Source organism: Streptomyces argenteolus (assembly GCF_042902585.1).
In the GTDB taxonomy this organism is placed as follows: domain Bacteria; phylum Actinomycetota; class Actinomycetes; order Streptomycetales; family Streptomycetaceae; genus Streptomyces; species Streptomyces argenteolus.
In genome coordinates this window covers 100,479-124,855 of the sequence record NZ_JBIBEG010000013.1, presented here as the reverse complement: position 1 = coordinate 124,855, position 24,377 = coordinate 100,479, and the positions used below count along the sequence as shown (strand labels likewise).

Below are 24,377 nucleotides of genomic sequence, written 5' to 3'. Positions count from 1 at the left end.
ACCCCCCACGCTTGTGCACCACCGCACGGCGGGTCGTGGACCCCCCGCGCGGCGTACCGAGGACTCTCGTACGATCTGCGCCCTGTCGCCAGAGTTGCAAAGGGTTGCAACCATTGCGTGGACTGCGAGGTAACGGCACCCTGGGCACGGCAGGATGGGTTCCTGGGTTCCGGCGTCCCTCTTCCGGACCGGGCCCAGGCTCTGTTGGGGGGACCGTCATGAAGACACGCCCTGCCGCCCCGTCGCGGCCGGAACACACCCCGCACCCCGCGGTGAGCGAGCGCCTGGTCCACCACGCGCGGGAGGCCCGGCTCGCGGGCCGGCGCGGGCAGGCCGTGCCGCGCGCGGAGATCGGCGCGTCCTGGGACCGGGTGCTGCGCAGCGGCATCGACCCGGAGCAGTCGCCGGAGACCGTCCTGCTGGGGACGGCGGAGATCGAGCACCGGCGCGGCAGCACGGCGCTCGGCGAGGTCATGCCGCTGCTGCGGGACGGGCTCGCCGGCATCGCGGACGCGGCGCAGCAGATCCTGGTGGTCACGGACCCGGAGGGCCGGGTGCTGTGGAGGCAGGGACACGCGGCCGTGCTGCGCCGGGCCAAGGACATCTGCCTGGAGGAGGGCGCCGCCTGGGCGGAGTCGGCGACGGGCACGAACGCCATCGGCACGGCGCTCGCCGCCCGCGTCCCCGTCCAGGTCCATTCCGCCGAGCACTTCATACGCGCCCTGCACGGCTGGACCTGCGCGGCGGCGCCGCTGCGGGACCCGCGGGACGGCCGGCTGATCGGCGTCGTCGACATCAGCGGGCCGGCTTCCACCTTCCATCCCGCGACGCTGGCCCTGGTCGGCTCGGTGGCGGCGCTGGCGGAGAGCGAGCTGCGCAACCGCCACCTCCAGGCGACGGACCGGCTGCGGTCCGTGGCCGCCCCGATCCTGTGCCGGTTGCCCGGCCGCGCCGTGGTGGTGGACCCGCACGGCTGGCCGGCCGCCGTCGTCGGCATGCCGCCCATGGACCGGCTGCCGCTGCCGAAGTCGATGCGGCCGGGCACGGTGTGGCTGGCGTCGCTCGGGATGTGCCGGGTGGAGCCCCTGCCGGGTGGCTGGCTGATACAGATCGCGGAAGGGGCGCAGGAAGGCCCCCCGCGCAGGGTGGTGCTCGACCTGAGCCGTGAGCAGGGGCTCGCGGTGCATGTCGCGGGGCAGGTGGGCACCTGGACGCGCCGCCTCTCGCCCCGGCACGCGGAGCTGCTGTACGCCCTGGCCCTGCACAGGGAGGGGCGTACGGCTGCCGAGCTGGCCCAGGACGTCTTCGGCGACGCGTCGAGGACGGTGACGGTACGGGCCGAGGTGTCACGGATCCGGCGGCATCTGGCCGAGGTGCTGGCCCACCGCCCGTACCGCTTCGGCGACGACGTCGAGGTGGAGGTGGTCCACCCGGACGCGCCCGCCGATCTGCTGCCCCGCTCGACGGCTCCGGTGGTGCTCAGGGCCCGTGCGGCGGCGGGGGTGAGCTGATCGTTTTTGGGCCGCGGGTGCGGGCCGTGGTTGTCTGGCGCCATGAGCAACGCCACGGACGCCGCCGCCCCCCTCTCCGACGTGACCGTCTGGTACCTGGAGCAGACCTCCCCCGCTGACCTGCGGCCGGCCGGCGCCCCCGAGGGCCCGGTGACGGTGGTGCGGGCGGAGACGGCGCTGCCCGAGTTCAGCCGCTTCCTCTACACGGCGGTGGGCGGCGACATCCGGTGGACCGACCGGCTGGGCCTCACCTACGCGCAGTGGCAGGAGATCCTGGAGCGCCCGGGTACGGAGACGTGGGTGGCGTACGAGAGCGGGACGCCCGCCGGGTTCATCGAGCTCGAACCCCAGGACGACGGGGCGGTCGAGATCGCCTACTTCGGTCTGATCCCCGCCTTCCGGGGACGCCGGATCGGCGGGCATCTGCTGTCGTACGGGGTGGCGCGCGCCTGGGACCTCGCCGAGCGTCACCCGGAGCGGACCCCCACGAAGCGGGTGTGGCTGCACACCTGCTCCAACGACGGCCCGCACGCGATGGACAACTACCTGCGGCGGGGCTTCCGGCTGTACGACACGAGGACCGAGCAGGAACCCGATGTCGCGAACCCCGGCCCGTGGCCCGGGGCGCACGCCTGAGCGGTCCGTCCGGGGCCGGCCGCGCCGGCCCCCACGCCGGTTCACGCGTTCGTCCGCACGCCGGTGCACGCGCCGGTTCATGAGTCCGTGCGGGACGGGGCCACGGTCCGCACGCCCGGTCGCCGGTACACCGGTCCGGACGGGCGTGGTCCACGATCCGGCCGCCGGTCGGCGGATCCGGACGGGCGTGGTCCACGAGCCGCCGGGGACCGGGCCACAGGTCCGGACGCGCCGGTTCCGGACGCCGGTTCGTGAGCCCGCCACAGCCCGGCAAGGTCGCTTTGTCGACAGATAGGCGTGACCGACACCACACCGTCTCGCATTTCGGGACCATCTCGTCCACATGATGGATCGTGGTGGACTGCTCCGAGATCGGCGTGACACGCTTCCGTCATGTCTGGAACTGGAATTGCCTTGGTGAGTCGGCGGCACGTCGACCTCGGCCGCATGTCCAGCGCCATCTGTCCGGTCCGCTGAGAGTCTCCAGCACCGCGATCCACTGAAGTCGCTCCATCTCCTGCGCACCGCCGCGCCTCACGCGAGTGTGCAGTTCAGAGCCGCCCTCCTGCAGTCCCGAAGGACGTATCGCCATGGCCGCCATCCCCGAGAAGCCTGCTACCGCCACGCCCCGCCGCAAGGCCGGACGTCACCGTGGTGAAGGTCAGTGGGCCATGGGTCACTTCACCCCGCTGAACGGCAACGAGCAGTTCAAGAAGGATGACGACAGTCTCAACGTGCGGACACGCATTGAGACGATCTACTCCAAGCGCGGATTCGACTCCATCGACCCGAACGACCTGCGCGGGCGTATGCGCTGGTGGGGCCTGTACACCCAGCGTCGCCCCGGGATCGACGGCGGCAAGACCGCCGTGCTGGAGCCGGAGGAGCTGGACGACCGCTACTTCATGCTCCGCGTGCGCATCGACGGCGGCAGGCTGACCACCGCGCAGCTGCGGGTGATCGGTGAGATCTCGCAGGAGTACGCGCGCGGCACGGCCGATGTCACCGACCGTCAGAACGTCCAGCTGCACTGGATCCGCATCGAGGACGTCCCGGCGATCTGGGCGAAGCTGGAGGAGGTCGGCCTCTCCACCACCGAGGCGTGCGGCGACTGCCCCCGTGTGATCATCGGTTCGCCCGTGGCGGGCATCGCCGCCGACGAGATCATCGACGGCACCCCCGCCGTCGACGAGATCCACGAGCGCTACATCGGCAGCAAGGAATTCTCCAACCTGCCCCGCAAGTTCAAGACCGCGATCTCCGGGTCGCCGGTGCAGGACGTGGTGCACGAGATCAACGACATCGCGTTCGTGGGCGTCGACCACCCCGAGCACGGCCCGGGCTTCGACCTGTGGGTGGGTGGCGGGCTCTCCACCAACCCGCGGTTCGCCGAGCGCCTCGGTGCCTGGGTACCGCTGGACGAGGTCGCCGACGTCTGGGCCGGCGTCGTCGGGATCTTCCGCGACTACGGCTACCGCCGGCTGCGCACGCGCGCCCGCCTGAAGTTCCTGATGGCCGACTGGGGTCCGGAGAAGTTCCGCCAGATCCTCGAGGACGAGTACCTCAAGCGCCCGATGCTGGACGGACCGCCGCCCGCCCAGCCCTCCTCCCGCTGGCGTGACCACATCGGGGTGCACGCCCAGCAGGACGGCCGGTTCTACGTGGGCTTCGCCCCGCGCGTCGGGCGGGTGGACGGCTCCACCCTGTCCAAGATCGCGGATCTGGCCGAGGCGCACGGCTCGGGGCGGGTGCGCACCACCGTCGAGCAGAAGATGCTCATCCTGGACGTCGAGCAGGACCGGATCGAGTCGCTGACCGCCGGCCTCGAGGCACTGGACTTCCAGGTGAACGCCTCTCCCTTCCGACGGGGCACGATGGCCTGCACCGGCATCGAGTTCTGCAAGCTGGCGATCGTCGAGACGAAGGCGCGTGGCGCCGCGCTCATCGACGAACTGGAGCGCCGCATGCCGGACTTCGACGAGCCGCTCTCCATCAACATCAACGGCTGCCCCAACGCCTGCGCCCGCATCCAGACCGCGGACATCGGTCTCAAGGGCCAGCTGATGCTGGACGACGACGGCAACCAGGTCGAGGGCTACCAGGTGCACCTCGGCGGCGCGCTCGGGCTGGAGGCCGGCTTCGGCCGCAAGGTACGTGGCCTGAAGGTCACCTCCGCCGAACTGCCGGACTACGTCGAGCGGGTGCTCGGCAGGTTCCAGGAGGAACGCGAGGACGGCGAGCGCTTCGCGACCTGGGCGGCCCGCGCCGATGCGGAGTCGCTGACATGAGCGAACGAGCGGCGCCGTTCTACTGCCCCTACTGCGGCGACGAGGACCTGCGCCCGCACGAGGCCGGACACGGCGCCTGGGAATGTGCTTCCTGCAACCGCGCGTTCCAGCTGAAGTTCCTGGGTCTCCTGACCCAGGGGCTCCAGCGTGACGACGTTGAAGGGGACGGGACATGACGGAGACTCTGCAAGCGGACGAGCTCACCGACGAGGCGCTGAAGGACCTGGCCGAGCGGGCCGGGCGCGAACTGGAGGACGCCTCCGCGACCGACATCCTGAAGTGGGCCGCCGACACCTTCGGCAAGCGCTTCTGCGTCACCTCCTCGATGGAGGACGCGGTGGTCGCGCACCTCGCCTCCCGGGTCTTCCCCGGAGTGGACGTGGTGTTCCTGGACACCGGCTACCACTTCGAGGAGACCATCGGCACCCGGGACGCGGTGGACGCCGTGATGGACGTCAACCTCATCACGCTGACCCCGCGTCAGTCGGTGGCCGAGCAGGACGCCGAGTACGGCCCGAAGCTGCACGACCGCGACCCCGACCTGTGCTGCGCGCTGCGCAAGGTCAAGCCCCTCGAAGAGGGACTGACCGCGTACGCCGCCTGGGCGACCGGACTGCGCCGCGACGAGTCCCCCACCCGGGCCAACACCCCGGTCGTGGGCTGGGACGAGAAGCGCCGCAAGGTCAAGATCTCGCCGATCGCCCGCTGGACCCAGGACGACGTGGACGCGTACGTCGCGGAGCACGGCGTACTGACCAACCCGCTGCTGATGGACGGTTACGCCTCCGTCGGCTGCGCGCCCTGCACCCGGCGGGTGCTGGAGGGCGAGGACACCAGGGCCGGCCGCTGGGCCGGGCGCGGGAAGACCGAATGCGGGCTGCACGGCTGATGACGACTGATCAGGAGATATCGATGAGCGTGACGGAGACGGGAGCCACCGTCTGGCTCACCGGTCTGCCGAGCGCCGGCAAGACCACCATCGCGTACGAACTGGCGGGCCGGCTGCGCGGGGACGGGCACCGGGTCGAGGTTCTGGACGGTGACGAGATCCGGGAGTTCCTCTCCGCGGGTCTCGGTTTCTCCCGCGAGGACCGGCACACCAACGTCCAGCGCATCGGCTTCGTCGCCGAACTGCTGGCCGCCAACGGCGTGAAGGCCCTCGTGCCGGTCATCGCGCCGTACGCCGACAGCCGCGACGCGGTGCGCAAGCGTCACCAGCAAGAAGGCACCGCGTATCTGGAGGTGCACGTCGCGACCCCGGTCGAGGTGTGCTCCGAGCGCGATGTGAAGGGGCTTTACGCCAAGCAGGCGGCCGGCGAGCTCACCGGTCTCACCGGGGTCGACGACCCCTACGACCCGCCCGAGTCGCCGGATCTGCGGATCGAGTCGCACCAGCAGACCGTGCAGGAGTCCGCAGCGGCGCTTCACGCGCTGCTCACCGAGAGGGGCCTGGCGTGAGCACTGTCGCCACCGTGCCGGAAGGCACCGTCAACCCGTACGCGCTGAGCCATCTCGATTCCCTGGAGTCGGAGGCGGTGCACATCTTCCGTGAGGTGGCGGGGGAGTTCGAGCGGCCGGTGATCCTGTTCTCCGGCGGCAAGGACTCGATCCTGATGCTGCACCTCGCGCTGAAGGCCTTCGCTCCCGCCCCGATCCCCTTCACCCTCCTGCACGTCGACACCGGGCACAACTTCCCCGAGGTCCTCGACTACCGCGACCGCACCGTCGAGAAGCACGGCCTGCGCCTCCACATCGCCTCCGTCCAGGACTACATCGACGCCGGCACACTCCGCGAGCGCCCCGACGGCACCCGCAACCCCCTCCAGACCGTCCCGCTCACCGAAGCCATCCAGCAGCACCGCTTCGACGCCGTCTTCGGCGGCGGACGCCGCGACGAGGAAAAAGCCCGCGCCAAGGAACGCGTCTTCTCCCTCCGCGACGAGTTCTCCCAGTGGGACCCCCGCCGTCAGCGCCCCGAACTCTGGCAGCTCTACAACGGACGCCACGCCCCCGGCGAACACGTCCGCGTCTTCCCCCTCTCCAACTGGACCGAACTCGACGTCTGGCAGTACATCGAGCGCGAAGCCATCGAGCTCCCCCAGATCTACTTCGCCCACCAACGCGAAGTCTTCAACCGCAACGGCATGTGGCTCACCGCCGGCGACTGGGGCGGCCCCAAGGACCACGAAAAGGTCGAGACCCGCCAGGTCCGCTACCGCACCGTCGGCGACATGTCCTGCACCGGCGCCGTCGACTCCGACGCCACCACCCTGGACGCCGTCATCACCGAGATCGCCGCCTCCCGCCTCACCGAACGAGGCGCGACCCGCGCCGACGACAAAATGTCCGAGGCCGCGATGGAAGACCGCAAGCGCGAGGGGTACTTCTAACCATGACCACCACCGCCGAGCAGCTCTCGGCCACCACACTCCTGCGCTTCGCCACCGCCGGCTCCGTCGACGACGGCAAATCCACCCTCGTCGGACGCCTCCTGCACGACTCCAAATCAGTCCTCACCGACCAGCTGGAAGCCGTGGCACTGGCCTCCACCAACCGCGGCCAGGAAACACCCGACCTGGCCCTCCTGACCGACGGGCTGCGCGCCGAGCGCGAGCAGGGCATCACCATCGACGTCGCCTACCGCTACTTCGCCACACCCCGGCGCCGTTTCATCCTCGCCGACACCCCCGGCCACGTGCAGTACACCCGCAACATGGTCACCGGCGCCTCCACCGCCGAGCTCGCCGTCGTACTCGTCGACGCCCGCAACGGCGTCGTCGAGCAGACCCGCCGCCACGCCGCGGTCGCCGCCCTGCTGCGCGTCCCCCACGTCGTCCTCGCCGTGAACAAGATGGACCTCGTCGACTACGCGGAGCCCGTCTTCGCCGCGATCGCCGAGGAATTCACCGCCTACGCCGCCTCCCTCGGCGTCCCCGAGATCACCGCGATCCCGATCTCCGCGCTCGCCGGTGACAACGTCGTGGAACCCTCCGCCCACATGGACTGGTACGGCGGCCCCACCGTCCTGGAACACCTGGAAACAGTGCCGGTCAGCCACGACCTCACCGCCTGCCACGCCCGCTTCCCCGTCCAGTACGTCATCCGTCCGCAGACCGCCGAGCACCCCGACTACCGGGGATACGCCGGCCAGATCGCCGCCGGAGTCTTCCGGGTCGGCGAGACGGTCTCCGTGCTGCCTTCCGGACGCACCACGACGATCGAGGGGATCGACGCACTCGGCGAGAGCGTCGACATCGCCTGGGCACCGCAGTCGGTGACGATCCGGCTGGCCGACGACATCGACGTCTCCCGCGGCGACCTGATCGCGCCGGCCTCGGACACACCCGCCACCACGCAGGACGTCGAAGCCACCGTCTGCCACGTCGCCGACCAGCCCCTCACCGTCGGCCAACGCGTACTCCTCAAGCACACCACCCGCACCGTCAAAGCCGTCGTCAAGGACATCCCGTCGCGGCTGACCCTGGACGACCTCTCGCAGCACCCGGCCCCCGGGCAGCTCGTGGCCAACGACATCGGCCGGGTTGTCGTCCGCACCGCCGAGCCCCTCGCGCTCGACGCCTACGTGGACTCGCGGCGCACCGGTTCGTTCCTGCTGATCGACCCCGCCGACGGCACGACCCTGAGCGCAGGCATGGCGGGCGTCTCGTTCGCCGCCGAGGCCGACGCGGACGCGGACACCTCCGCCGAGGACGCGGAGTGGGACTTCTGATGATCACCGACTTCTTCTCGACCTTCGCGAAGGAGGGCGGCCGTGTCGGCAGCGGCGCTCTCGGCAGCGGCCAGGGCGGGGTCGGGCGATGTGCGTGATGACGTACGCGCACTGCCTGCGCGCCCGCTCGTGCCACCCGCACCGCCAGTTCAGACGAAGACCTGCCGACCGCCCGGCCGCGCCACCTGGATCCAGGGGGACGTGAGCACCGGGCCAACGAGAGGAAAGCCTCCCGTGCGTGCCACCCGTACCACCCTCCGCCGCGGCCTCGCAGCCGCCGCCGCTCTGCCGCTGCTCGCAGTGGCGGCCACCGCCTGCGGCTACGGTTCCGAGGCGAAGGACGACGACTCCGCGAAGTCGAACGTCTCCGCCGACGGGAAGAAGCTCTCGGCGGACAGCGTGAAGATCGGGTACTTCCCGAACCTCACGCACGCCACCGCCCTGGTCGGTATCCAGGAAGGCCTCATCGCCAAGGAGCTCGGCGGCACCACGGTCAAGCCCTCGACGTTCAACGCCGGGCCCTCGGAGATCGAGGCGCTCAACGCGGGTTCGATCGACATCGGCTTCATCGGCCCCTCCCCCTCGATCAACGGCTACAGCAAGTCCAAGGGCCAGAGCCTGCGCATCATCGGCGGCTCGGCCTCCGGCGGTGTGAAGCTCGTCGTCGACCCGAAGAAGATCAAGACCCTGGACGACCTCAAGGGCAAGAAGATCGCCACCCCGCAACTCGGCAACACCCAGGACGTGGCGTTCCTCAACTGGATCTCCGAGAAGGGCTGGAAGGTCGACGCCCAGAGCGGCAAGGGCGACGTCTCCGTGGTCCGTTCGGACAACAAGGTGACTCCGGACGCCTTCAAGGCCGGTTCCCTGGACGGCGCCTGGGTTCCGGAGCCGACCGCGTCGAAGCTGGTCGCCGAGGGTGGCAAGGTCCTGCTCGACGAGTCGAGCCTGTGGCCGGACGACAAGTTCGTCATCACGAACATCATCGTGTCGCAGAAGTTCCTCTCCGAGCACCCGGACGTCGTGGACGCGGTGCTGCGCGGCACGGTCAACACCAACAAGTGGATCAACGCCAACCCGGACAAGGCGAAGGCCTCGGCCAACGCCGCGCTCGAGGAGCTGAGCGGCAAGGCGCTGCCCGCGGAGGTCCTGGACCCGGCGTGGGAGTCGATCCAGATCACCGATGACCCGCTGGCCGCCACGCTGCAGGCGCAGGCGGACCACGCGGTCAAGGCGGGTCTGCTGGAGAAGCCGGACCTCACCGGCATCTACGACCTGAAGCCGCTGAACAAGGTCCTCAAGGCCGCGGGGCAGCCCGAGGTCGCCGACGCCGGTCTCGGCGTCAAGTAGCACACCCGACCGCACCAGGATTCCCTGATGACTCCCAGGAGGTGACGACCATGGCGACCACCACCCTCACCAAGGCCGAGGACCGTGCAGCGGTCGAGCACGCCGCTCGTATCACGAACGTCTCCAAGTCCTTCTCCGGACCCACGGGGCAGCAGCTCGTCCTGGACGACATCACGCTCGATGTCGCTCCGGGCGAGTTCGTCACCCTCCTGGGAGCCTCCGGGTGCGGTAAGTCCACCCTGCTCAACCTGGTGGCCGGACTCGACCGCCCGACCGCGGGGTCCATCGAGACCCCCGGCGGGCGGCCGGCCCTGATGTTCCAGGAGCACGCCCTCTTCCCGTGGCTGACCGCGGGCAAGAACATCGAACTCGCCCTGCGGCTGCGCGGGGTCCCGAAGGCCGAGCGCCGCCCCGAGGCGGAGCGGCTGCTCGAACTCGTACGCCTCGGCGGGGCGTACGGGAAGCGGGTGCACGAACTGTCCGGCGGGATGCGCCAGCGGGTCGCGATGGCCCGTGCGCTCGCCCAGGACAGCCAGCTGCTGCTGATGGACGAGCCGTTCGCCGCGCTCGACGCCATCACCCGCGACGTGCTGCACGACGAGCTGACCCGGATCTGGCGCGAGACGAACGCCTCGGTCCTCTTCGTCACCCACAACGTGCGCGAGGCGGTACGGCTCGCCCAGCGCGTCATCCTGCTGTCGTCGCGGCCCGGCCGTATCGCCCGGGAGTGGAAGGTCGACATCGAGCAGCCGCGCCGCATCGAGGACACCGCCGTGGCGGAACTGTCCGTCGAGATCACCGAACAACTGCGTGGGGAGATCCGCCGACATGGCCAGCACTGAAACCAAGGCCGACGACCTGGCGGGTCTCGAAGCGGGCCTGGACGCGCTCGACGCCGTACAGGTACGCAGGACGCCGGCCCGCGAGATCCTGCTCAACAAGGTGCTGCCGCCGATCGTCGCGGTCGTCCTGGTGGTCCTCGTCTGGCAGGTGCTGGTCTGGGCGAAGGTCACCGACGACTACAAGCTGCCGCCGCCGGCGGCGGTCTGGGACAGCCTGACCGACATGTGGGTGCAGGGCACCCTGCTGGAGGTCATCTGGACCAGTGTGTCGCGTGGCCTGTTCGGCTTCGTGATGGCCGTCGCGATCGGAACCCCGCTCGGGATGCTGGTGGCGCGGGTGCGGCTCGTCCGGGCGGCGATCGGGCCGATCCTGTCCGGGCTCCAGTCCCTGCCGTCCGTGGCCTGGGTGGCCCCCGCCATCATCTGGCTCGGCCTCGACGACAAGACGATGTACGCGGTGATCCTGCTCGGCGCGGTTCCGTCCGTGGCCAACGGCCTGGTCTCCGGTGTCGACCAGGTACCGCCGCTCTTCCTGCGGGCGGGCCGCACCATCGGGGCGACGGGGCTGCGCGGGACGATCCACATCGTCCTGCCGGCGGCGCTGCCCGGCTACCTGGCGGGGCTCAAGCAGGGCTGGGCGTTCTCCTGGCGTTCGCTGATGGCCGCCGAGATCATCGCTTCCTCGCCCGATCTGGGCCTGGGCCTGGGCCAGTTGCTGGAGAACGGCCGGAACAACTTCGACATGCCCGGCATCTTCCTGGCGATCCTCCTCATCCTGTTCGTCGGCATCGCGATCGACCTGCTGATCTTCAGCCCGCTGGAGCGGCGGGTGCTGCGCAGCCGCGGTCTCCTCGTCAAGAGCTGAGTTCTCATGCCCTCCCCCGTCCTGCTCGTCATCGCCCACGGCAGCCGCGACCCGCGGCACGCGGCGACCGTGCACGCGCTCACCGCGCGGGTGCGGTCGCTGCGGCCCGGGCTGCGCGTGGAGACGGGATTCCTCGAGTTCAACGCCCCGTCCGTGCCCCAGGTGCTGGAGCGCCTGGCCGCGGAGGGGACGAATGAGGTCGTCGCGCTCCCCCTGCTGCTGACCCGCGCCTTCCACGCCAAGGCGGACATCCCCTCGGTGCTGCGCGAGGCCCGCACGCGGCTGCCTCGGCTGCGGATCAGGCAGGCCGATGTCCTCGGCCCGTCCCCACTGCTGAACAGCGCGCTGGAACGGCGGCTGTACGAAGCCGGGGTTCGCCCCGGCGACAAGAGCTCGACCGGGCTGGTCCTGGCCTCGGCCGGCTCCTCGGACCCGGAGGCGATCGCAGTGATCGCTGAAATCGCGCGGGAGCTGCGGCACACCGGTTGGTGCGCCGTGCGGCCTGCGTTCGCCTCCGCATCTCTTCCCCGCACCGCCGACGTCGTACGCGCCCTTCGCGCCGACGGCGTGCGGCGGGTGGCGGTGGCTCCGTACGTCATCGCCTCCGGCCGCCTCCCCGACCGCATCGCCGCGGGCGCCGAGGAGGCGGGAGCCGATGTGCTGGCCGGTGTGCTCGGCCCGTCACCGGAGCTGGCGCGGCTGCTGCTCACGCGCTACGACGAGGCGTGCGCCGCGGCGCCGGTGGCCCTGAGCGCCTGATAATCGGCCGGGTCCCCCCGGCCTGCGGGCGGCCCGGCCCACGTCCGTGCTGCTCCCCCGTTCGAGGCCGGTCCCGGCCGGCCCTCCGCCCCTGGTCTCAGCCGAAGTCCAGGCTGCCGGTGCGTTCCCGCTTGAGCTCGAAAAAGTCCGGGTGGCCGGCCAGCACCCGGAAGCTGTCGAAGATCCTCCCCGCCTCCTCCCCGCGCGGGACGGAGTTGAGCACCGGTCCGAACCAGACGGTGCCGTCCACGTGGATCGTCGGGGTGCCGACGTAGGAACCGGCGGCGGGGTCCTTCCCCCGGTCGTGACTGATCCGCACGGCCTCGTCGTACGCGTCGGTGTGCGCGACGTCCGCGAGGGCGGCGGGCAGGCCCAGTTCGGCCAGGGCCTCCACGGTGACGGCGTCGAAGTCCCCGTTCTTCCCCTGGTGGATGCGGGTACCCAGAGCGGTGTAGAGGTCCCTGAGGACCCCGGGCCCGTGGCCGGCGGCGGCTGCGGCGGCGACACGGACCGGGCCGATCGACTTGTCGACCAGCTCGCGGTACCAGCCGGGAAGCTCGTTTCCGGCGTTGTGCAGGTACAGGCTCATGACGTGGAAGCGGAGCTCGATGTCACGCCGCTGCTCCACCTCCAGCATCCAGCGGGAGGCGATCCAGGCGAACGGGCAGGCGGGGTCGAAGTAGAAGTCGACGGCCGTCCGGCCCGTTCTCTCGTTCACGTCGGTGCTCATACGGAGAGCCTAGGGAGACGGCGGCTCGAGACCCTGGGCCATTGGCCCACCGCTCGGCTGGGCCATCGCCGTCTCACAGCGCGCCGGGTCCTCCCGGGTCGCGCCCGCTGAGAGCGAGCGCCCGCTCGAAGTCGGAGGCCGCCCCGGACACGGGTACCTCGTGCGCGAAACCCTCGTACTGCCGGTACAGAGCGGCGTAGCCCTCGACGGTCTCCAGGAGGAAGGCCGCCGCCGGACCGGAGAGGCGGAACTCCTGCCCGGTGGCCCGTGCGACGTCCCAGCCGTGCAGCGCCGTCTCCATGACGAGCATCGCGGCGGTCTCCGCTGCCGGGGCGGAGCCGTTCCCGGTGTCGATGTCCCCCGTCCAGACCGCCGGGTCGGACCAGGCGCCGACCGCACGCTCCAGCTGGGTGGCGTAGCGCTCCGCCCAGTCGCCGCGGGACGCGAAGTCACGGCCGGCCAGTTCGTCGGGGATGGGCCTGCGCAGGGCCCGGCACTCCGAGCCGTGGGCGGTGTAGAGCACCCAGTGGTTGATCAGCTCCCGCAGGTCCCAGCCGTCGCAGACGGTCGGGGCCGTGACCGGCGGCGGGACGTCGACACCCCGGGCCACCCGGGCGGCTTCGGTGGCGCATTCGGTCATGTGCGTGTGTGCGTTCTGCATGCGCCCATCGTGCGGGCCGCCCGGACGGCCGGTCTTGAAGAAACGCGCCAGGCCTTCGGCCGACGGTGGCCTCGCCCCGCGCACCTCGCGCGACCGCCGGGGCGGACACGGCGACGGGCCGCGCTCGGGGAGCGCGGCCCGCGGGGCGGGTGGTGCGTGAGGGTCCTAGAAGACGCTGACGCCGTAGGCGCTCAGCGCTTCGGTGACCGGCTGGAAGAAGGTGGTGCCACCCGAGGAGCAGTTACCGCTGCCACCCGAGGTGAGGCCCAGGGCCGTGGTGCCGGAGAAGAGCGAGCCGCCGCTGTCGCCGGGCTCGGCGCAGACATTGGTCTGGATCATGCCGTAGACGATGTCACCGCCGCCGTAGTTCACCGTGGCGTTGAGACCGGTGACGGTGCCGCTGTGGACGCCGGTGGTGGATCCGCTGCGCTTGACGGACTGGCCGACGCTGGGGTTGGCGGCCGAGGTGATGTCCTGGTAGCTGCCGTTGTAGAGGTAGACCCGGCCGTCGGCGGCGGCGGAGTTCGAGTGCCGGATGAGCCCGTAGTCGTTGGTCGGGAAGCTGGAGCCCGCCCGCGTGCCGAGCGTGGTGGTCTGACCGGAGTTGGTGTACCAGGTGCTGCCTATCTCGGTGCAGTGCCCGGCGGTCAGCGCGTAGTACGTGCTGCCGCTGCGGACGTTGAAGCCGAGGGAGCAGCGACCGCCGCCGGCGTAGATGGCCTGGCCGCCCGCGATGAGCTTGTTGAACTTGCCCTCGGTGCGGTTGATGTCGGCCTTGGCACCGGAGTCGGTGACCGACTTCTTGATCGTGGCGATCTCGGCGGCGCTGACCGTGCTGTCGACGGTCACGACGACCTTGCCGGTGCTCGCCTCGGTGTACCAGGCGGTGCCCGCGATGTCGGCGCCGCGTACCGCGGAACTGGCCTCGGCGAGTTCCGCCTTCGTCACGGTGGTGTCGGGTGCGGCCTGGGCGACCGCGGTGGGGGCCGCAAGCGCGACGGCGGTGACCAGACCCGAGGTCGCCGCGATGAGGCGGGCGCGTCTGGAGATCGAGCCGAGGGGGGCGAAGCGCTTGAAGGTCACAGGATCCTCCGTCGATGGGGGGTGTTCGGTCCGCTGGGTGGGCGGACCGCGCCGTGCGACTGTCCTCGACCGCGGGTTCTGGTCGTGGACCTGCCAACCGCACGGCTCGAATCCTTGACTCCACTTGGCCCGGTGGCAAGGTCGTGTTCCGGACCGCGGCACAGAGCGGACCCGGCACTCCGGAATGCGTACGAGTGACGTCCGAACACCGGTGTCCGCTCATCGAACGGACAGCCGTGGCGAATTGCAGCAAAGCCGCGAAGAGGGCCCGGACCACCGCCCATGCCCGGGTGCGTCGCGTTCACACACACGCGGGGCGCCCGGGACGGCCGCTCACGACCGGCGGCGCACACCGGAACGGGCCCCCTGCGACCACCGACCGTTCGGGCGGCTTACCAGCGTTTTGCCCAGGGGGACCGGGTGGCCGGAATCAGCCCTTCCGGCGATAACCGGCCGGTCCCCGGGCACAGATCAGACCGGGGTCGCACTCTTGCGACCCCGGTTCGGGTGTGCTGCGCGGGGGCTGCCGGGGACGCGGGCGGGAACCGGCGCTCAGACCTCGGCGAAGGGGTCGTCGATGAAGGGCGTGGCCTGGTGGAAGTAGAGCCGCCAGCCACTCCCGGTCAGCCGCCACAGCGAACTGCGGTGCGAACGCAGCCCTCTGGACTCGGTGTCGAAGGTGAGATGCACCAGGTCCGGCGCGAGCTGGTCGCCGCGCATCCGTGACGCGGTGAGCGGCCCGGGGTGCGGGGCGTCCGGTGCGGTGAGTGCGGCGATGATCGTCTTGCGCTCCCACAGCCGGCCGCTGGTGCCGATCTCCCGGAAGTCGGGGTGCAGCAGCCTGGCCAGCACGTCCGCGGAGCTCCGCACCACTGGATCGAGGAGGCGGAGCTCACCCTCGATCGCTGCTGCCACGGCGGGCGAAGGCTCAGTCACGCGTCATCTCCACAAGTTTGACCACGGTGTTCCAGTTGCGGCTCGTCGCGACGAGACCGCGGGTGAGTGCGGGCCGTCCGAGCGCGACGGCCAGCTTGGAGCGGCCGAGCCCGTCGGGCGCGTACAGATAGAGGGCACGCTCGCCGAGCCGGAACTCCTCGGGGCGGAAGGCCTCGGCGTCGAGCGCGGCGAAGCGGGCGGCGTCCACGGGCTTGTCGAAGTACGTGACGTGCAGCTGCCTGGCTTCCAGCTCGGCGGCGGGAAACGGGCAGGCCCCGGCCACGGCGGCGAGATAGCCGGCCGAGCGGACGAGGCAGTCGACCGGGAAGCCGAAGCGGGCCTCGATCGCCTGCTCCAGCTCGGCGGCCAGGGAGTTCTCGTCACCCGACGCACTGCTGAACACGGCGTTCCCGCTCTGCAGATAGGTGGCGACGTCCTCGTGACCCAGTTCCCCGAGCACCTCGCGGAGCTCCGGCATCGGCACCCGCCGTCGGCCGCTGACGTTGACCCCACGCAGCAGCGCCGCGTACATCGTGCTCATGGTCACACCCTAGAGGGTGCCGGCCTCACCTCGGCGCTGCCCCACGTGAGGACCGCCGCGCCCCGTGGGGGAGGGCGCGGCGGTCCGGTGCCGGTGTACCGGCGGAGCTACTCGACGATCTTCAGGAGCTTGTTCGCGGTGCCCTCGGTCGCGTTGGAGATGGCGTCGGGGGTGGCTCCCCCGGTCAGCGCCGTGGCGACCTCCTCCGGGGTGGCGTCCGGGTGACCGCCGAGGTAGACGGCGGCGGCGCCGACGACGTGCGGGGTGGCCATGGACGTGCCGGAGATGGTGTTCGTGCCGTCGTCGCTGTCGTTCCAGGCCGACGTGATGTCCGAGCCGGGGGCGTAGATGTCCACCACCGAGCCGAAGTTGGAGAAGGAGGACTGCTCGTCGTCCTTGGTGGACGAGGCGACCGTGATGGCCTCGGGGACCCGGGAGGGGGAGCCCTCGCCCGCGTCGCTCGACTCGTTGCCCGCGGCCACCGCGAAGGTGACCCCGGAGGCGATGGCCTTCTGGACGGCCGCGTCGAGTGCCGGGTCGGCACCCCCGCCGAGGCTCATGTTGGCGACGGACGGACCCTCGTGGTTCGCGGTGACCCAGTCGATCCCGGCGACGACCTGTTCGGTGGTGCCCGACCCCGCGTCGTCCAGGACGCGGACGGCCACGATCTTGGCCTTCTTGGCCACGCCGTGGGCGGCTCCCGCGATGGTCCCGGCCACGTGGGTGCCGTGCCCGTTGCCGTCGTCGGCGTCGTCGTCGTTGTCCACGGCGTCGTAGCCCGAAGTGGCACGGCCCTCGAAGTCGTTGTGGGTGACGCGGACGCCGGTGTCGATGACGTACGCCGTGACGTCGCCGCCGGCGGCGTCCGGGTAGGTGTACGCGCTGTCGCCCTCGGTCCCGGCCTGGTCGATCCGGTCCAGGCCCCAGGACGGCGGGTTGTCCTGGGTGGCGTCGATGTGGAACTTCTTGTTCTGGACCACCTTGGAGACGGCGGGGTCGGCGGCGAGCCGCTTCGCCTCCGCCTCCGAAAGACCGCTGGCCGAGAAGCCGTTGATCGCCGACTTGTAGGTGCGCTCGATCGTGCCGCCGTACTGCTCGGCGAGATCGGCCTTGTCGGCCTTCTGATCCAGCATCACGATGTAGCTGCCGGAGACGGCCGTGGCCGCGTCCGCGCCGTGGACGACGCCCGTCGCGGGGGCCGGCGCGGCTCCGGCGAACGGAGTGGCGAGCAGGGTGACACCGGCGGCTGCCGCCACGGCGGTTATCGCGGCAGTGAGCTTGACCGAACGTGTGCGCTTGTGAATTGCCATGAAGAGGGGTCTCCTCGTCATTCTTTGTGGGGGGATTGGCCCTCGGCCGGAAATTCTCCGGGGGCTGCCTCGAAACCCTGCTCGATTGACGCGCCCAGATCAAGACCTTCATGTAGCCGTCACGCAGTCGGCAAACTTCCGTCACAGCAAACCGCCACATATCGCCCGGGACGTGGCAGGCGGTGCGGCCACCCCTCGCTCATTAGGGCGAACGCGCTTGCCGGACGGGTGAACTCCGCCCGGACGGACGCGGATGCATTCGTCGGGTACGAGGAAAGAGCGCTGCGGAATGACATGTTTCGGTTGTGCAGATCGCTGACGACAACTCACCCCACGTCCCTCCGGGAGGCACGTGGCGGACCGTTCGAACAACCAGCCAGGACGACGAGGTGCCGGACGGGGCGGGCGCCGTAACCCTGTCTCCCGAGCAGCTGACCGCGAGTCTGCCGGCGCAGTCCCAGCACGGGCGCCTGGCCGACGTCGCGGTCGTCGGCCTCGGTTACGTGGGACTGCCCACCGCGCTCTCCCTGTTCGCGGCCGGCCGCACCGTGGTCGGCGTGGACACCAGCGAATCCCGGCTCGCGGACATCCGTTCCGTGCGGGTGGATCTGCTGCCCGCCCAGCAGGACCGGCTGGCGCAGGCGCTCCTGGACCCCGGCTTCCGGGTGACGAGCGACCCCGCGGCGGCCCTGGAGGCGGACGCGGTGATCATCTGCGTCCCGACCCCTGTGGACGGCGGTCTCCTGCCCGATCTGCGCGCCCTGAAGGCCGCCTGCGCCTCGGCGGTGGCCCACGCGGTGCCCGGGCAGCTCCTGGTCCTCACCTCGACCAGTTACGTCGGCACCACCCGCGAGCTCCTCGTCGAGCCTCTCGTGGCCAGGGGGCTGCGACCCGGCACGGACGTCTTCGTCGCGTTCGCGCCCGAGCGGATCGACCCCGGCAACCCCTCCCACTCCCCCGACCGGACACCGCGCGTCATCGGCGGCGTCACGGGTCGCTGCACCGAACTGGCCGCCTCCCTGCTGGCCGGAACCGCGCCCTCCGTCCACCGGGTGGACAGCCCGGAGGCGGCGGAGATGAGCAAGCTGTGGGAGAACACGTTCCGGGCCGTCAACATCGCGCTGGCGAACGAACTGGCCGAGAACTGCCTGGAACTCGGCCTGGAACCCCTGCACGTCATCGAGGCCGCCGCCACCAAGCCGTACGGCTTCATGCCCTTCTACCCGGGCCCCGGCGTGGGAGGTCACTGCATCCCCTGCGACCCGCACTACCTGCTGTGGCAGTTGCGCGCACGCGAGGTGGCGTCCCCCCTCGTCGAGGTCGCGATGACGGCGATCGCGGAGCGCCCCGCCCGGGTCGCGGGAAAGGTCCGCGACGCCCTGACGGCACGGGGACTGGCCACGGCCGGCGCCCGGGTACTGATCCTGGGAATCGCCTACAAGCCCGGGGTGGCGGACCTGCGTGAGAGCCCGGCGCTGGAGATCATGGACCGGCTCGCCGCCTGGGGCGCCACCGTCGGGTACTCCGACCCGCTGGTGCCTCGCCTGGACCGGCACGGGGTCGTGCGCCACAGTGTCGCCGCCCCCTGCCCGGCGGACTGGGACCTGGTCCTCGTCCACACCCTGCATCCCGGCGCGGAGGTGGTCTGGCCCGCGGACAGCCCGGTCGTCCTCGACGTCACCCGCCGTCCGGCCGGCGTGGCGGCCGGGGCCGCCGTATGAGGCCGTCCTTCACACGGGCACCGGCATCGGACCGCCTGACGACGACCAGACGGACCCTGCTCACCGCGGCCGTCGCCGCACCGGCCGCCGGACTGGCGGCGGTCCTGGTCTCGGACGGGCCCGGTCCCGCGCAGGGCCCGTCCGGTGACGGCAAGGCCCCCGGCGGTTCGCCCTCCCCCGCCCCGGACACGTCGGCCTGGCCGGATACCGCCGGTGGACCGGGGCAGCCCTTCCACGCGTCCTTCCCCGCCGAAGGGCTGATCACCAACGAATACGCCCACCGCAACCCGGACGCCGACGACGCCCGCCTCTCACCCGACTGGGTCGTCACCAGCGGATCGCTCCTCTCCCGGTGGGGCTTCGGGTGGACCGGGGAACCGGACGGTGACGCCCCCGGCCCCGACTCGGGCCGCCACACCGGCTCCTCCGTCTTCCGCCTCGTCACGCGCCGCCGCGACTTCGGTGACACATCGGTGCGGTGCTGGGTGTACCTGAAGCCCCCGGGCACCACCGGGCGCACTCCCGCGCGCGACTGGGACGGCGCACACCTCTGGCTCCGCTACCACAGCGCGCAGGAGCTGTACGCCCTCAGCTTCCGCCGTCGTGACGGCAGGGCCGTCATCAAGCGCAAGCACCCGGCACCGGGCCGTCCCGTGGAGGAGGAGGGGGTCTACACCACCCTCGCCTCCCGCGACCACGCCGCGGAGTACGGCCGCTGGCACCGGGTGGACGCCACGGTGAGCGGCTGCGGGGAGCACCGGGTGCGGATCACGCTGGCCCTCGACGGGCGGACGGTGCTCGACGCGGAGGACCGCGCCCCCGGCGGACTGGCCCGGCCCGGCGGCGTGGGACTGCGGGGTGACAACACCGACATGGCCTTCTTCGGCTTCACGGCGACGGTGCACGCCGGCGCGGACCGGCGGTGTCCGGGCGGCCCGCCGGACGCCTCCCGCCCGGGGCGGCCCTGGGCGGAGAGCTCCGGTCCGGAGGTGGGGCAGCGGTGAGCACGCTCCACCGGCCGACGGCCACCACGGCACCGGGCCCCGCCCCCGCCGGCCGCCCCCGCGGCGTACGGGGCACGAGACTCCGTGCCGTCTCCGGCGACCCCGCGCTCGGGCACGGGGTGCGGCGGCTGCTCGTCCTGCTCTGCCTGATGCCGCTCCTGGTCATCCTGGCGTACCAGTCTGCGCGTCTGCTGCCCCGCCTGAACCTGCCGGTCTGCTACGGCCTGATCGTGCTCGCCGGCACGATCGCGACGCTGTACATCGCCTACAGCCGGTACGAGGACCCCGCCGAGGGCCGGCTGCGGGTGCGCCCGGGCCCGGACGAGCACTTCCCTGCGCTGTCGGTGGACCCCGGCGTCACCTTCCTGCTCGCCGTCAAGGACGAGGTGGACGGCATCGAGGCGTGCGTACGCTCCATGGCCGCCTCCGACTGCCCCGGGGTGCGCATCGTCGTGGTGGACGACCACTCCCAGGACGGCACCGGCGCCGTGCTGGACCGCCTGCGGGAGGAGCTGGGCATCACCGTCATCCACCTGGACGCCAACGTCGGCAAGAAGCACGCGCTGGTGCGGGCCTGCGAGCTCGCCGACACCGAGATCATCGCCTTCACCGACTCCGACTGCGTCCTCGCCCCCGACGCGTTGCGGCGGTGCGTACACGCCCTGACCACCCACCCCGAACTCGGCGCCGTGAGCGGCCACTGCCGGGCGCTCAACACGGAGTCGGGTCTGCTGGCACGTGTCCAGGACGTCTGGTACGAGGGCCAGTTCAGGGTGGCCAAGGCGGCCGAGGCGTCGTTCGGTTCGGTCTCCTGCGTCTCGGGGCCCCTGGCCGTCTTCCGCCGGGACGCCGTGTGGAACTACCTGCCGGCCTGGGCGGACGACCGCTTCATGGGCGCACCGTTCCGCTTCGCCACGGACCGTCAGCTGACCGGGTACGTGCTCGGGCAGAGATGGACGGGCGCGGCGCTCAAGCGCCGGTACACCGGGTCCCCCTTCCTGGCGGAGGACTTCGCCGAACGCCGCTGGCGCGTCGGGTACGTGCGCTCCGCGAAGGTGTGGACGGATGTGCCCGCCAGGCTCGGGCCTCTCCTGCGTCAGCAGATCCGCTGGAAGAAGAGCTTCATCCGCAACCTCTTCTTCACGGGCTCCTTCATGTGGCGCCGGGGCCCCGGGCCCGCCGCGCTCTACTACGGGCACGCGCTGTGGGTGCTCGCGGCACCGGTGATGGCGTTCCGGCACCTGGTCTGGGCGCCGGCGCACGGGGCGCTCTTCCTGACGCTCCTGTACTTCTGCGGGGTGGTGCTCAAGGGCTGTGTCTGGGGCCTCGCGTACAAGATCGACCACCCGGGGGACACGCGATGGCGCTACCGGCCGCTCATGAGCCTGTTCTCCTCGGTGCTCCTCGCCTGGCTGCTGCCCTACTCCCTGCTCACCGTGCGGCGTGGTGTGTGGTCCAGGGGTGCGGCATGAGGGACCTGTCACGTCTGGCCCTCAGGGCCCTGGCTGCGCTGCTCAGCGCGGTGGCCGTCGCCGCCGTGTACCTTCTCGTGCTCTCCCGGGGGACGCTTCCGTGACCCGCTCCGCACCCGCCCGGGCGCTGCTCGGACTGCTGGCCCTGACGCTGGTGTGCGTCCCGTTCTACGGTGCGTGGCGCTACCACGAGTTCCGCAGGGCGGTGACCTCGCAGGAGGCGCCGCCCCGGCCTGCGGCAGGCGCCGGGGCGGCGGCCCAGGGGGCGTCGGCAGGGCCGCGGACGCGTGGCGCGGGGCCCGTCGTGCTGGCGTACCACGACGTCGGCCGGAACGGTTCCAGCCGCTACACGGTGACCCCCGAGGCGTTCGACGCCCAGCTCGCCGCGCTGGCGGCGGCCGGCTACCGCACCCTGAGCAGCGCCGAGTTCGTGGCGTACCTCCGTGGAGGGCGGGCGCCCGGTCCCCGCTCGGTGTTCCTGACCTTCGACGACGGGACCCACGGGCTGTGGGTGCACGCCGACCGCATCCTCGCCAAGTACCGAATGCGGGCCGCCGCCTTCCTCATCACGCGTGCGGTGGGGAGCCACCGTCCGTACTACCTCTCGTGGGAGGAGATCGGGCGGATGGCCGGGTCGGGGCGCTGGGACTTCGAGAACCACACGCACGACCTGCACCGCAGGGCGGCGGTGGGCGCGGACGGCCGCAGGTCCTCCGTACTGACCGGCCGCCTGTGGCTGCCGGGTGAGGCACGGCGGGAGACCGAGGCGGAGTACCGGCGGCGGGTCGAGGAGGACCTGGACCGCGCGAACGCCGACATCACCCGCCACGGCCTGCCCGCACCGAGGCTCTTCGCCTATCCGTTCTCGGAGGCGAGCGGGGACGAGGCGGCGATGACCACGAATGCGACGCTGCGGGCGGCACTCGACGCGCGGTTCACCGCCGCCCTGACCAACAGCTCCGACCGCCCGCTGCCGGCCGGGCGCCGGGCGGCAGCCGCGCGCGAGGTGCAGCGCGTCGAGGTCACCGCGGAGACCGGGGTCCGGGATCTGCTCGCCGCGGTGGAACGCTGGACCGCCGTCTCCCCGGACGCGTGCCCCGCTCCGCTCACCCGGCCGGGGCTGTGGCGGCGCAACGACAGGTCGGGCGCCACCGGTCTGGGGGCGCTGACCGGTGCGGGCCCTCATCCGGAGGGCACGGAGTACGCCGCGGCCTCCTACCGGCCGGCGAGTACCGCCGACTGGTCCTCCTACACCGTGGACGCCCGGGCCGCCCGGCTGCGCGAGTCGAAGAACAACGTCGGCCTGATCGTGCGCGACGGAAGCCTCGACCCGCTCGCGGTCGCGGTCAGCTTCAGTTACGTCCGCCTGATGGAGCGTCAGGGCGGCCACTGGCGCGAGGTCGGCCGCCGCAAGCTGAGGAACGCAGCCGAGCACCGGGTCACCGTCACCGTGGACGGCGACCGGACCCTTGTCGTCGTCGACGGTACGGTGCAGATCAAGCGTTCCGGTTCACGGGTGACCGGGGGCGACGCGTCCGGCGGATTCGCCCTCAGCGTGCGCAACGGCGACCCGGACGGTGTCTGGCCGCGCTTCGCCTCCCTGTCGGTGAGGCCCTCCGCCGGCGGGGACGGCGCGGCCGGCAAGGGCGCCGGGCGGAAGGCGGCGGGGGACAGGTGACGACGGCGCCTTCTCACGAGGGCAGTTCGGCCTCGACGAGGTCCGCCGCCCGGCGGGTGCCGCCCTCCCGCGCCATGCCCTCCCGGATCCGTGCGAGTTTCGCGGCGACCTCGGGATCGTCCACCAGCGAGAGGACGGCGGCGCGCAGGGAATCCGCGTCGGCGTCCTCCTTCGCCAGATGCCGGGCGACACCGAGCGCCTGGAGCATCTCCGCGTTCCCGAACTGGTCGACGGCCTGCGGAACGGCGACCATGGGCGTTCCGGTGGCCAGCCCCTCCTGGCTGCCGCCGGCGCCCGCGTGGGTGATGAAGGCGTCCGCCTGCCGGAGCACGGACAGCTGCGGAACCCAGGAGGACACCTCGACGTTCGGTGGTACGTCGCCGAGCACGGCGGGGTCCACCTGCGAGCCGATCTGGAGCACCGTGTGCCAGCCCGGCAGGCCGCCGAAGGCGCTGACGCACGCGCGGTAGAAGTCCGGTTCGTCAGTGTAGGCCGACCCGAGGGAGACCAGCAGGACCTTCTCCGCGCCGGCCGGCCGCTCCCACTCCCCCTGGTCCGCCCGCTCACCCTGGCAGGCTCCGACGAAGGTGAACCTGGTGCGGTCCACACGATCGGCGTGCGGCTGGAGCGCCTCGGGGATCAGCACGAGGCCACGGCGCGGCCTGGCCACGAAGTCGTCCGTGGAGAGGCCGTCCAGACCGTTCTCCGCGAGCCAGTCGGCGAACCGCGCGAAGTAGGCCCGTCCCCGCGGGGTCCTCCTCAGCTCGGCGTTCATGGGCTCGCCCACCTCTTCCGCGTACCCCTCCCAGGGGACCAGGTTGGGCCAGAGCTGGACGGCGGGGACGCCCCACCGGTGCGCGAGGACGCGCGCCGGGTAGGCGGTGATGTCGTACAGGACGAGATCCGGTTCGTCCCCCGCGAAGGCCGCGGCGAGCTGGGGAAGGGCCTGGACGGCGTCGTCGAGGAACGGCTCGACCTGGTCGAGGGGTTCGCTGCCCCAGTCCTCCGGCGCGGTGGGCAGCGTGGAAGTGTAGATCACCGGCTCGGCGCCGGTGGCGGCGACCTTCTCCGCGAAGGAGGCCGGGACCGCGTAACTGACCCGGTGCCCACGGACGACGAGCTCCCGGATCACTTCGAGGCTCGGGTTCACGTGCCCGTGGGCGGCGATGGAGAACATGGCGATGTGTGAGGGCGCGGTCGGCGTCATGCGTACCACTCTAAGCGAGACGAGACGTCTCGTCCAGCCAAATGCGGGGGCCG

24 protein-coding genes are annotated in these 24,377 nt (G+C 71.6%); 17 read left to right on the top strand and 7 right to left on the bottom strand.

The features are described from left to right. Positions 1–218 precede the first annotated feature (218 nt). From ACFY8O_RS32060 to ACFY8O_RS32000, 13 genes are all read left to right on the top strand, one after another. Positions 219–1,511 carry a GAF domain-containing protein gene (locus ACFY8O_RS32060; RefSeq protein ID WP_387908620.1) on the top strand — a complete coding sequence of 431 codons (1,293 nt, stop codon included), beginning with the start codon at positions 219–221 and terminating at the stop codon, positions 1,509–1,511. Between the two features lie 42 nt (positions 1,512–1,553). Further along, entirely contained in the window at positions 1,554–2,147 is a 594-nt protein-coding gene (locus ACFY8O_RS32055) for a GNAT family N-acetyltransferase (protein ID WP_387908618.1), read from the top strand. A 393-nt stretch (positions 2,148–2,540) separates the two neighbouring features. After that, a complete protein-coding gene (locus ACFY8O_RS32050) occupies positions 2,541–2,624 on the top strand; it encodes a putative leader peptide (RefSeq protein ID WP_349817346.1) in 84 nt (27 codons plus the stop codon). Positions 2,625–2,737: 113 nt separating this feature from the next. Beyond that, positions 2,738–4,435: a nitrite/sulfite reductase gene (locus tag ACFY8O_RS32045; RefSeq protein ID WP_145812583.1), complete on the top strand. Its 1,698-nt coding sequence runs from the start codon at positions 2,738–2,740 to the stop codon at positions 4,433–4,435. Next, complete coding sequence (locus ACFY8O_RS32040) at positions 4,432–4,611, top strand: IS1 family transposase (protein WP_145812581.1); 180 nt, start codon at positions 4,432–4,434, stop codon at positions 4,609–4,611. The genes ACFY8O_RS32045 and ACFY8O_RS32040 overlap by 4 nt, the downstream gene beginning before the upstream one ends. Next, positions 4,608–5,324, top strand: coding sequence for a phosphoadenylyl-sulfate reductase (locus ACFY8O_RS32035; protein ID WP_387908616.1), 717 nt, complete (start codon positions 4,608–4,610; stop codon positions 5,322–5,324). Before ACFY8O_RS32040 ends, ACFY8O_RS32035 begins: the two co-directional genes overlap by 4 nt. After that, positions 5,324–5,893, top strand: coding sequence for an adenylyl-sulfate kinase (gene cysC / locus ACFY8O_RS32030; protein ID WP_387908614.1), 570 nt, complete (start codon positions 5,324–5,326; stop codon positions 5,891–5,893). Before ACFY8O_RS32035 ends, cysC begins: the two co-directional genes overlap by 1 nt. Next, positions 5,890–6,825: a sulfate adenylyltransferase subunit CysD gene (cysD, locus tag ACFY8O_RS32025; RefSeq protein ID WP_387908613.1), complete on the top strand. Its 936-nt coding sequence runs from the start codon at positions 5,890–5,892 to the stop codon at positions 6,823–6,825. Before cysC ends, cysD begins: the two co-directional genes overlap by 4 nt. A 2-nt stretch (positions 6,826–6,827) precedes the next feature. Continuing rightward, positions 6,828–8,165, top strand: coding sequence for a sulfate adenylyltransferase subunit 1 (locus tag ACFY8O_RS32020; protein ID WP_387908611.1), 1,338 nt, complete (start codon positions 6,828–6,830; stop codon positions 8,163–8,165). A gap of 234 nt (positions 8,166–8,399) precedes the next feature. Beyond that, the gene (locus ACFY8O_RS32015; protein WP_387908609.1) at positions 8,400–9,515 is read left to right on the top strand and encodes an aliphatic sulfonate ABC transporter substrate-binding protein; all 1,116 of its coding nucleotides are present in this window, start codon (positions 8,400–8,402) and stop codon (positions 9,513–9,515) included. Between the two features lie 50 nt (positions 9,516–9,565). After that, entirely contained in the window at positions 9,566–10,357 is a 792-nt protein-coding gene (locus tag ACFY8O_RS32010) for an ABC transporter ATP-binding protein (RefSeq protein WP_145811927.1), read from the top strand. Continuing rightward, positions 10,344–11,222 (top strand): ABC transporter permease, encoded by an 879-nt coding sequence (locus tag ACFY8O_RS32005; RefSeq protein WP_145811929.1) that lies wholly within the window; start codon positions 10,344–10,346, stop codon positions 11,220–11,222. Before ACFY8O_RS32010 ends, ACFY8O_RS32005 begins: the two co-directional genes overlap by 14 nt. A gap of 6 nt (positions 11,223–11,228) precedes the next feature. Next, positions 11,229–11,981: a sirohydrochlorin chelatase gene (locus tag ACFY8O_RS32000; RefSeq protein WP_145811931.1), complete on the top strand. Its 753-nt coding sequence runs from the start codon at positions 11,229–11,231 to the stop codon at positions 11,979–11,981. A 97-nt stretch (positions 11,982–12,078) separates the two neighbouring features. Here ACFY8O_RS32000 and ACFY8O_RS31995 read toward each other — a convergent pair whose 3' ends face one another. The 6 genes from ACFY8O_RS31995 to ACFY8O_RS31970 form a co-directional block, all read right to left on the bottom strand. Continuing rightward, entirely contained in the window at positions 12,079–12,711 is a 633-nt protein-coding gene (locus ACFY8O_RS31995) for a mycothiol-dependent nitroreductase Rv2466c family protein (protein ID WP_387908606.1), read from the bottom strand. A 73-nt stretch (positions 12,712–12,784) separates the two neighbouring features. Beyond that, on the bottom strand, positions 12,785–13,372 hold the full coding sequence (locus ACFY8O_RS31990; protein WP_387908604.1) for a TIGR03086 family metal-binding protein: 588 nt from the start codon (positions 13,370–13,372) through the stop codon (positions 12,785–12,787). 165 nt (positions 13,373–13,537) lie between these two features. Continuing rightward, positions 13,538–14,455, bottom strand: coding sequence for a S1 family peptidase (locus ACFY8O_RS31985; RefSeq protein ID WP_145811937.1), 918 nt, complete (start codon positions 14,453–14,455; stop codon positions 13,538–13,540). A 552-nt stretch (positions 14,456–15,007) separates the two neighbouring features. Beyond that, a complete protein-coding gene (locus tag ACFY8O_RS31980) occupies positions 15,008–15,391 on the bottom strand; it encodes a nuclear transport factor 2 family protein (RefSeq protein ID WP_145811939.1) in 384 nt (127 codons plus the stop codon). Next, positions 15,384–15,932 (bottom strand): DUF1697 domain-containing protein, encoded by a 549-nt coding sequence (locus ACFY8O_RS31975; RefSeq protein ID WP_145811941.1) that lies wholly within the window; start codon positions 15,930–15,932, stop codon positions 15,384–15,386. The genes ACFY8O_RS31980 and ACFY8O_RS31975 overlap by 8 nt, the downstream gene beginning before the upstream one ends. A 107-nt stretch (positions 15,933–16,039) precedes the next feature. Beyond that, entirely contained in the window at positions 16,040–17,242 is a 1,203-nt protein-coding gene (locus ACFY8O_RS31970) for a S8 family peptidase (RefSeq protein WP_387908603.1), read from the bottom strand. A 305-nt stretch (positions 17,243–17,547) separates the two neighbouring features. On the opposite strand from ACFY8O_RS31970, the gene ACFY8O_RS31965 reads away from it, so the two are divergent. The 4 genes from ACFY8O_RS31965 to ACFY8O_RS31950 all read left to right on the top strand — a co-directional run bounded on the left by ACFY8O_RS31965 (position 17,548) and on the right by ACFY8O_RS31950 (position 23,117). Continuing rightward, positions 17,548–18,963, top strand: a complete 1,416-nt coding sequence (locus ACFY8O_RS31965; RefSeq protein WP_449341836.1) for a nucleotide sugar dehydrogenase — start codon at positions 17,548–17,550, stop codon at positions 18,961–18,963. Further along, entirely contained in the window at positions 18,960–19,967 is a 1,008-nt protein-coding gene (locus ACFY8O_RS31960) for a hypothetical protein (RefSeq protein WP_387908600.1), read from the top strand. Before ACFY8O_RS31965 ends, ACFY8O_RS31960 begins: the two co-directional genes overlap by 4 nt. Then, on the top strand, positions 19,964–21,439 hold the full coding sequence (locus tag ACFY8O_RS31955; RefSeq protein WP_387908598.1) for a glycosyltransferase family 2 protein: 1,476 nt from the start codon (positions 19,964–19,966) through the stop codon (positions 21,437–21,439). The genes ACFY8O_RS31960 and ACFY8O_RS31955 overlap by 4 nt, the downstream gene beginning before the upstream one ends. A 100-nt stretch (positions 21,440–21,539) precedes the next feature. Further along, complete coding sequence (locus ACFY8O_RS31950) at positions 21,540–23,117, top strand: polysaccharide deacetylase family protein (RefSeq protein ID WP_387908597.1); 1,578 nt, start codon at positions 21,540–21,542, stop codon at positions 23,115–23,117. Positions 23,118–23,130: 13 nt separating this feature from the next. On the opposite strand, the gene mgt is transcribed toward ACFY8O_RS31950, so the two are convergent. Then, positions 23,131–24,324 carry a macrolide-inactivating glycosyltransferase gene (gene mgt, locus ACFY8O_RS31945; protein ID WP_387908595.1) on the bottom strand — a complete coding sequence of 398 codons (1,194 nt, stop codon included), beginning with the start codon at positions 24,322–24,324 and terminating at the stop codon, positions 23,131–23,133. Positions 24,325–24,377: the final 53 nt, after the last annotated feature.

Coding starts and splice junctions, on each gene's coding strand:
- ACFY8O_RS31990 (WP_387908604.1), bottom strand. CDS start 13,372: ATGCAGAACGCACACACGCACATGACCGAATGCGCCACCGAAGCCGCC.
- ACFY8O_RS32040 (WP_145812581.1), top strand. CDS start 4,432: ATGAGCGAACGAGCGGCGCCGTTCTACTGCCCCTACTGCGGCGACGAG.
- ACFY8O_RS32045 (WP_145812583.1), top strand. CDS start 2,738: ATGGCCGCCATCCCCGAGAAGCCTGCTACCGCCACGCCCCGCCGCAAG.
- ACFY8O_RS32005 (WP_145811929.1), top strand. CDS start 10,344: ATGGCCAGCACTGAAACCAAGGCCGACGACCTGGCGGGTCTCGAAGCG.
- ACFY8O_RS31995 (WP_387908606.1), bottom strand. CDS start 12,711: ATGAGCACCGACGTGAACGAGAGAACGGGCCGGACGGCCGTCGACTTC.
- ACFY8O_RS31960 (WP_387908600.1), top strand. CDS start 18,960: ATGAGGCCGTCCTTCACACGGGCACCGGCATCGGACCGCCTGACGACG.
- ACFY8O_RS31975 (WP_145811941.1), bottom strand. CDS start 15,932: ATGAGCACGATGTACGCGGCGCTGCTGCGTGGGGTCAACGTCAGCGGC.
- ACFY8O_RS32020 (WP_387908611.1), top strand. CDS start 6,828: ATGACCACCACCGCCGAGCAGCTCTCGGCCACCACACTCCTGCGCTTC.
- ACFY8O_RS32060 (WP_387908620.1), top strand. CDS start 219: ATGAAGACACGCCCTGCCGCCCCGTCGCGGCCGGAACACACCCCGCAC.
- mgt (WP_387908595.1), bottom strand. CDS start 24,324: ATGACGCCGACCGCGCCCTCACACATCGCCATGTTCTCCATCGCCGCC.
- ACFY8O_RS32055 (WP_387908618.1), top strand. CDS start 1,554: ATGAGCAACGCCACGGACGCCGCCGCCCCCCTCTCCGACGTGACCGTC.
- ACFY8O_RS32010 (WP_145811927.1), top strand. CDS start 9,566: ATGGCGACCACCACCCTCACCAAGGCCGAGGACCGTGCAGCGGTCGAG.
- ACFY8O_RS32000 (WP_145811931.1), top strand. CDS start 11,229: ATGCCCTCCCCCGTCCTGCTCGTCATCGCCCACGGCAGCCGCGACCCG.
- ACFY8O_RS32050 (WP_349817346.1), top strand. CDS start 2,541: ATGTCTGGAACTGGAATTGCCTTGGTGAGTCGGCGGCACGTCGACCTC.
- ACFY8O_RS31970 (WP_387908603.1), bottom strand. CDS start 17,242: ATGGCAATTCACAAGCGCACACGTTCGGTCAAGCTCACTGCCGCGATA.
- cysC (WP_387908614.1), top strand. CDS start 5,324: ATGACGACTGATCAGGAGATATCGATGAGCGTGACGGAGACGGGAGCC.
- ACFY8O_RS32035 (WP_387908616.1), top strand. CDS start 4,608: ATGACGGAGACTCTGCAAGCGGACGAGCTCACCGACGAGGCGCTGAAG.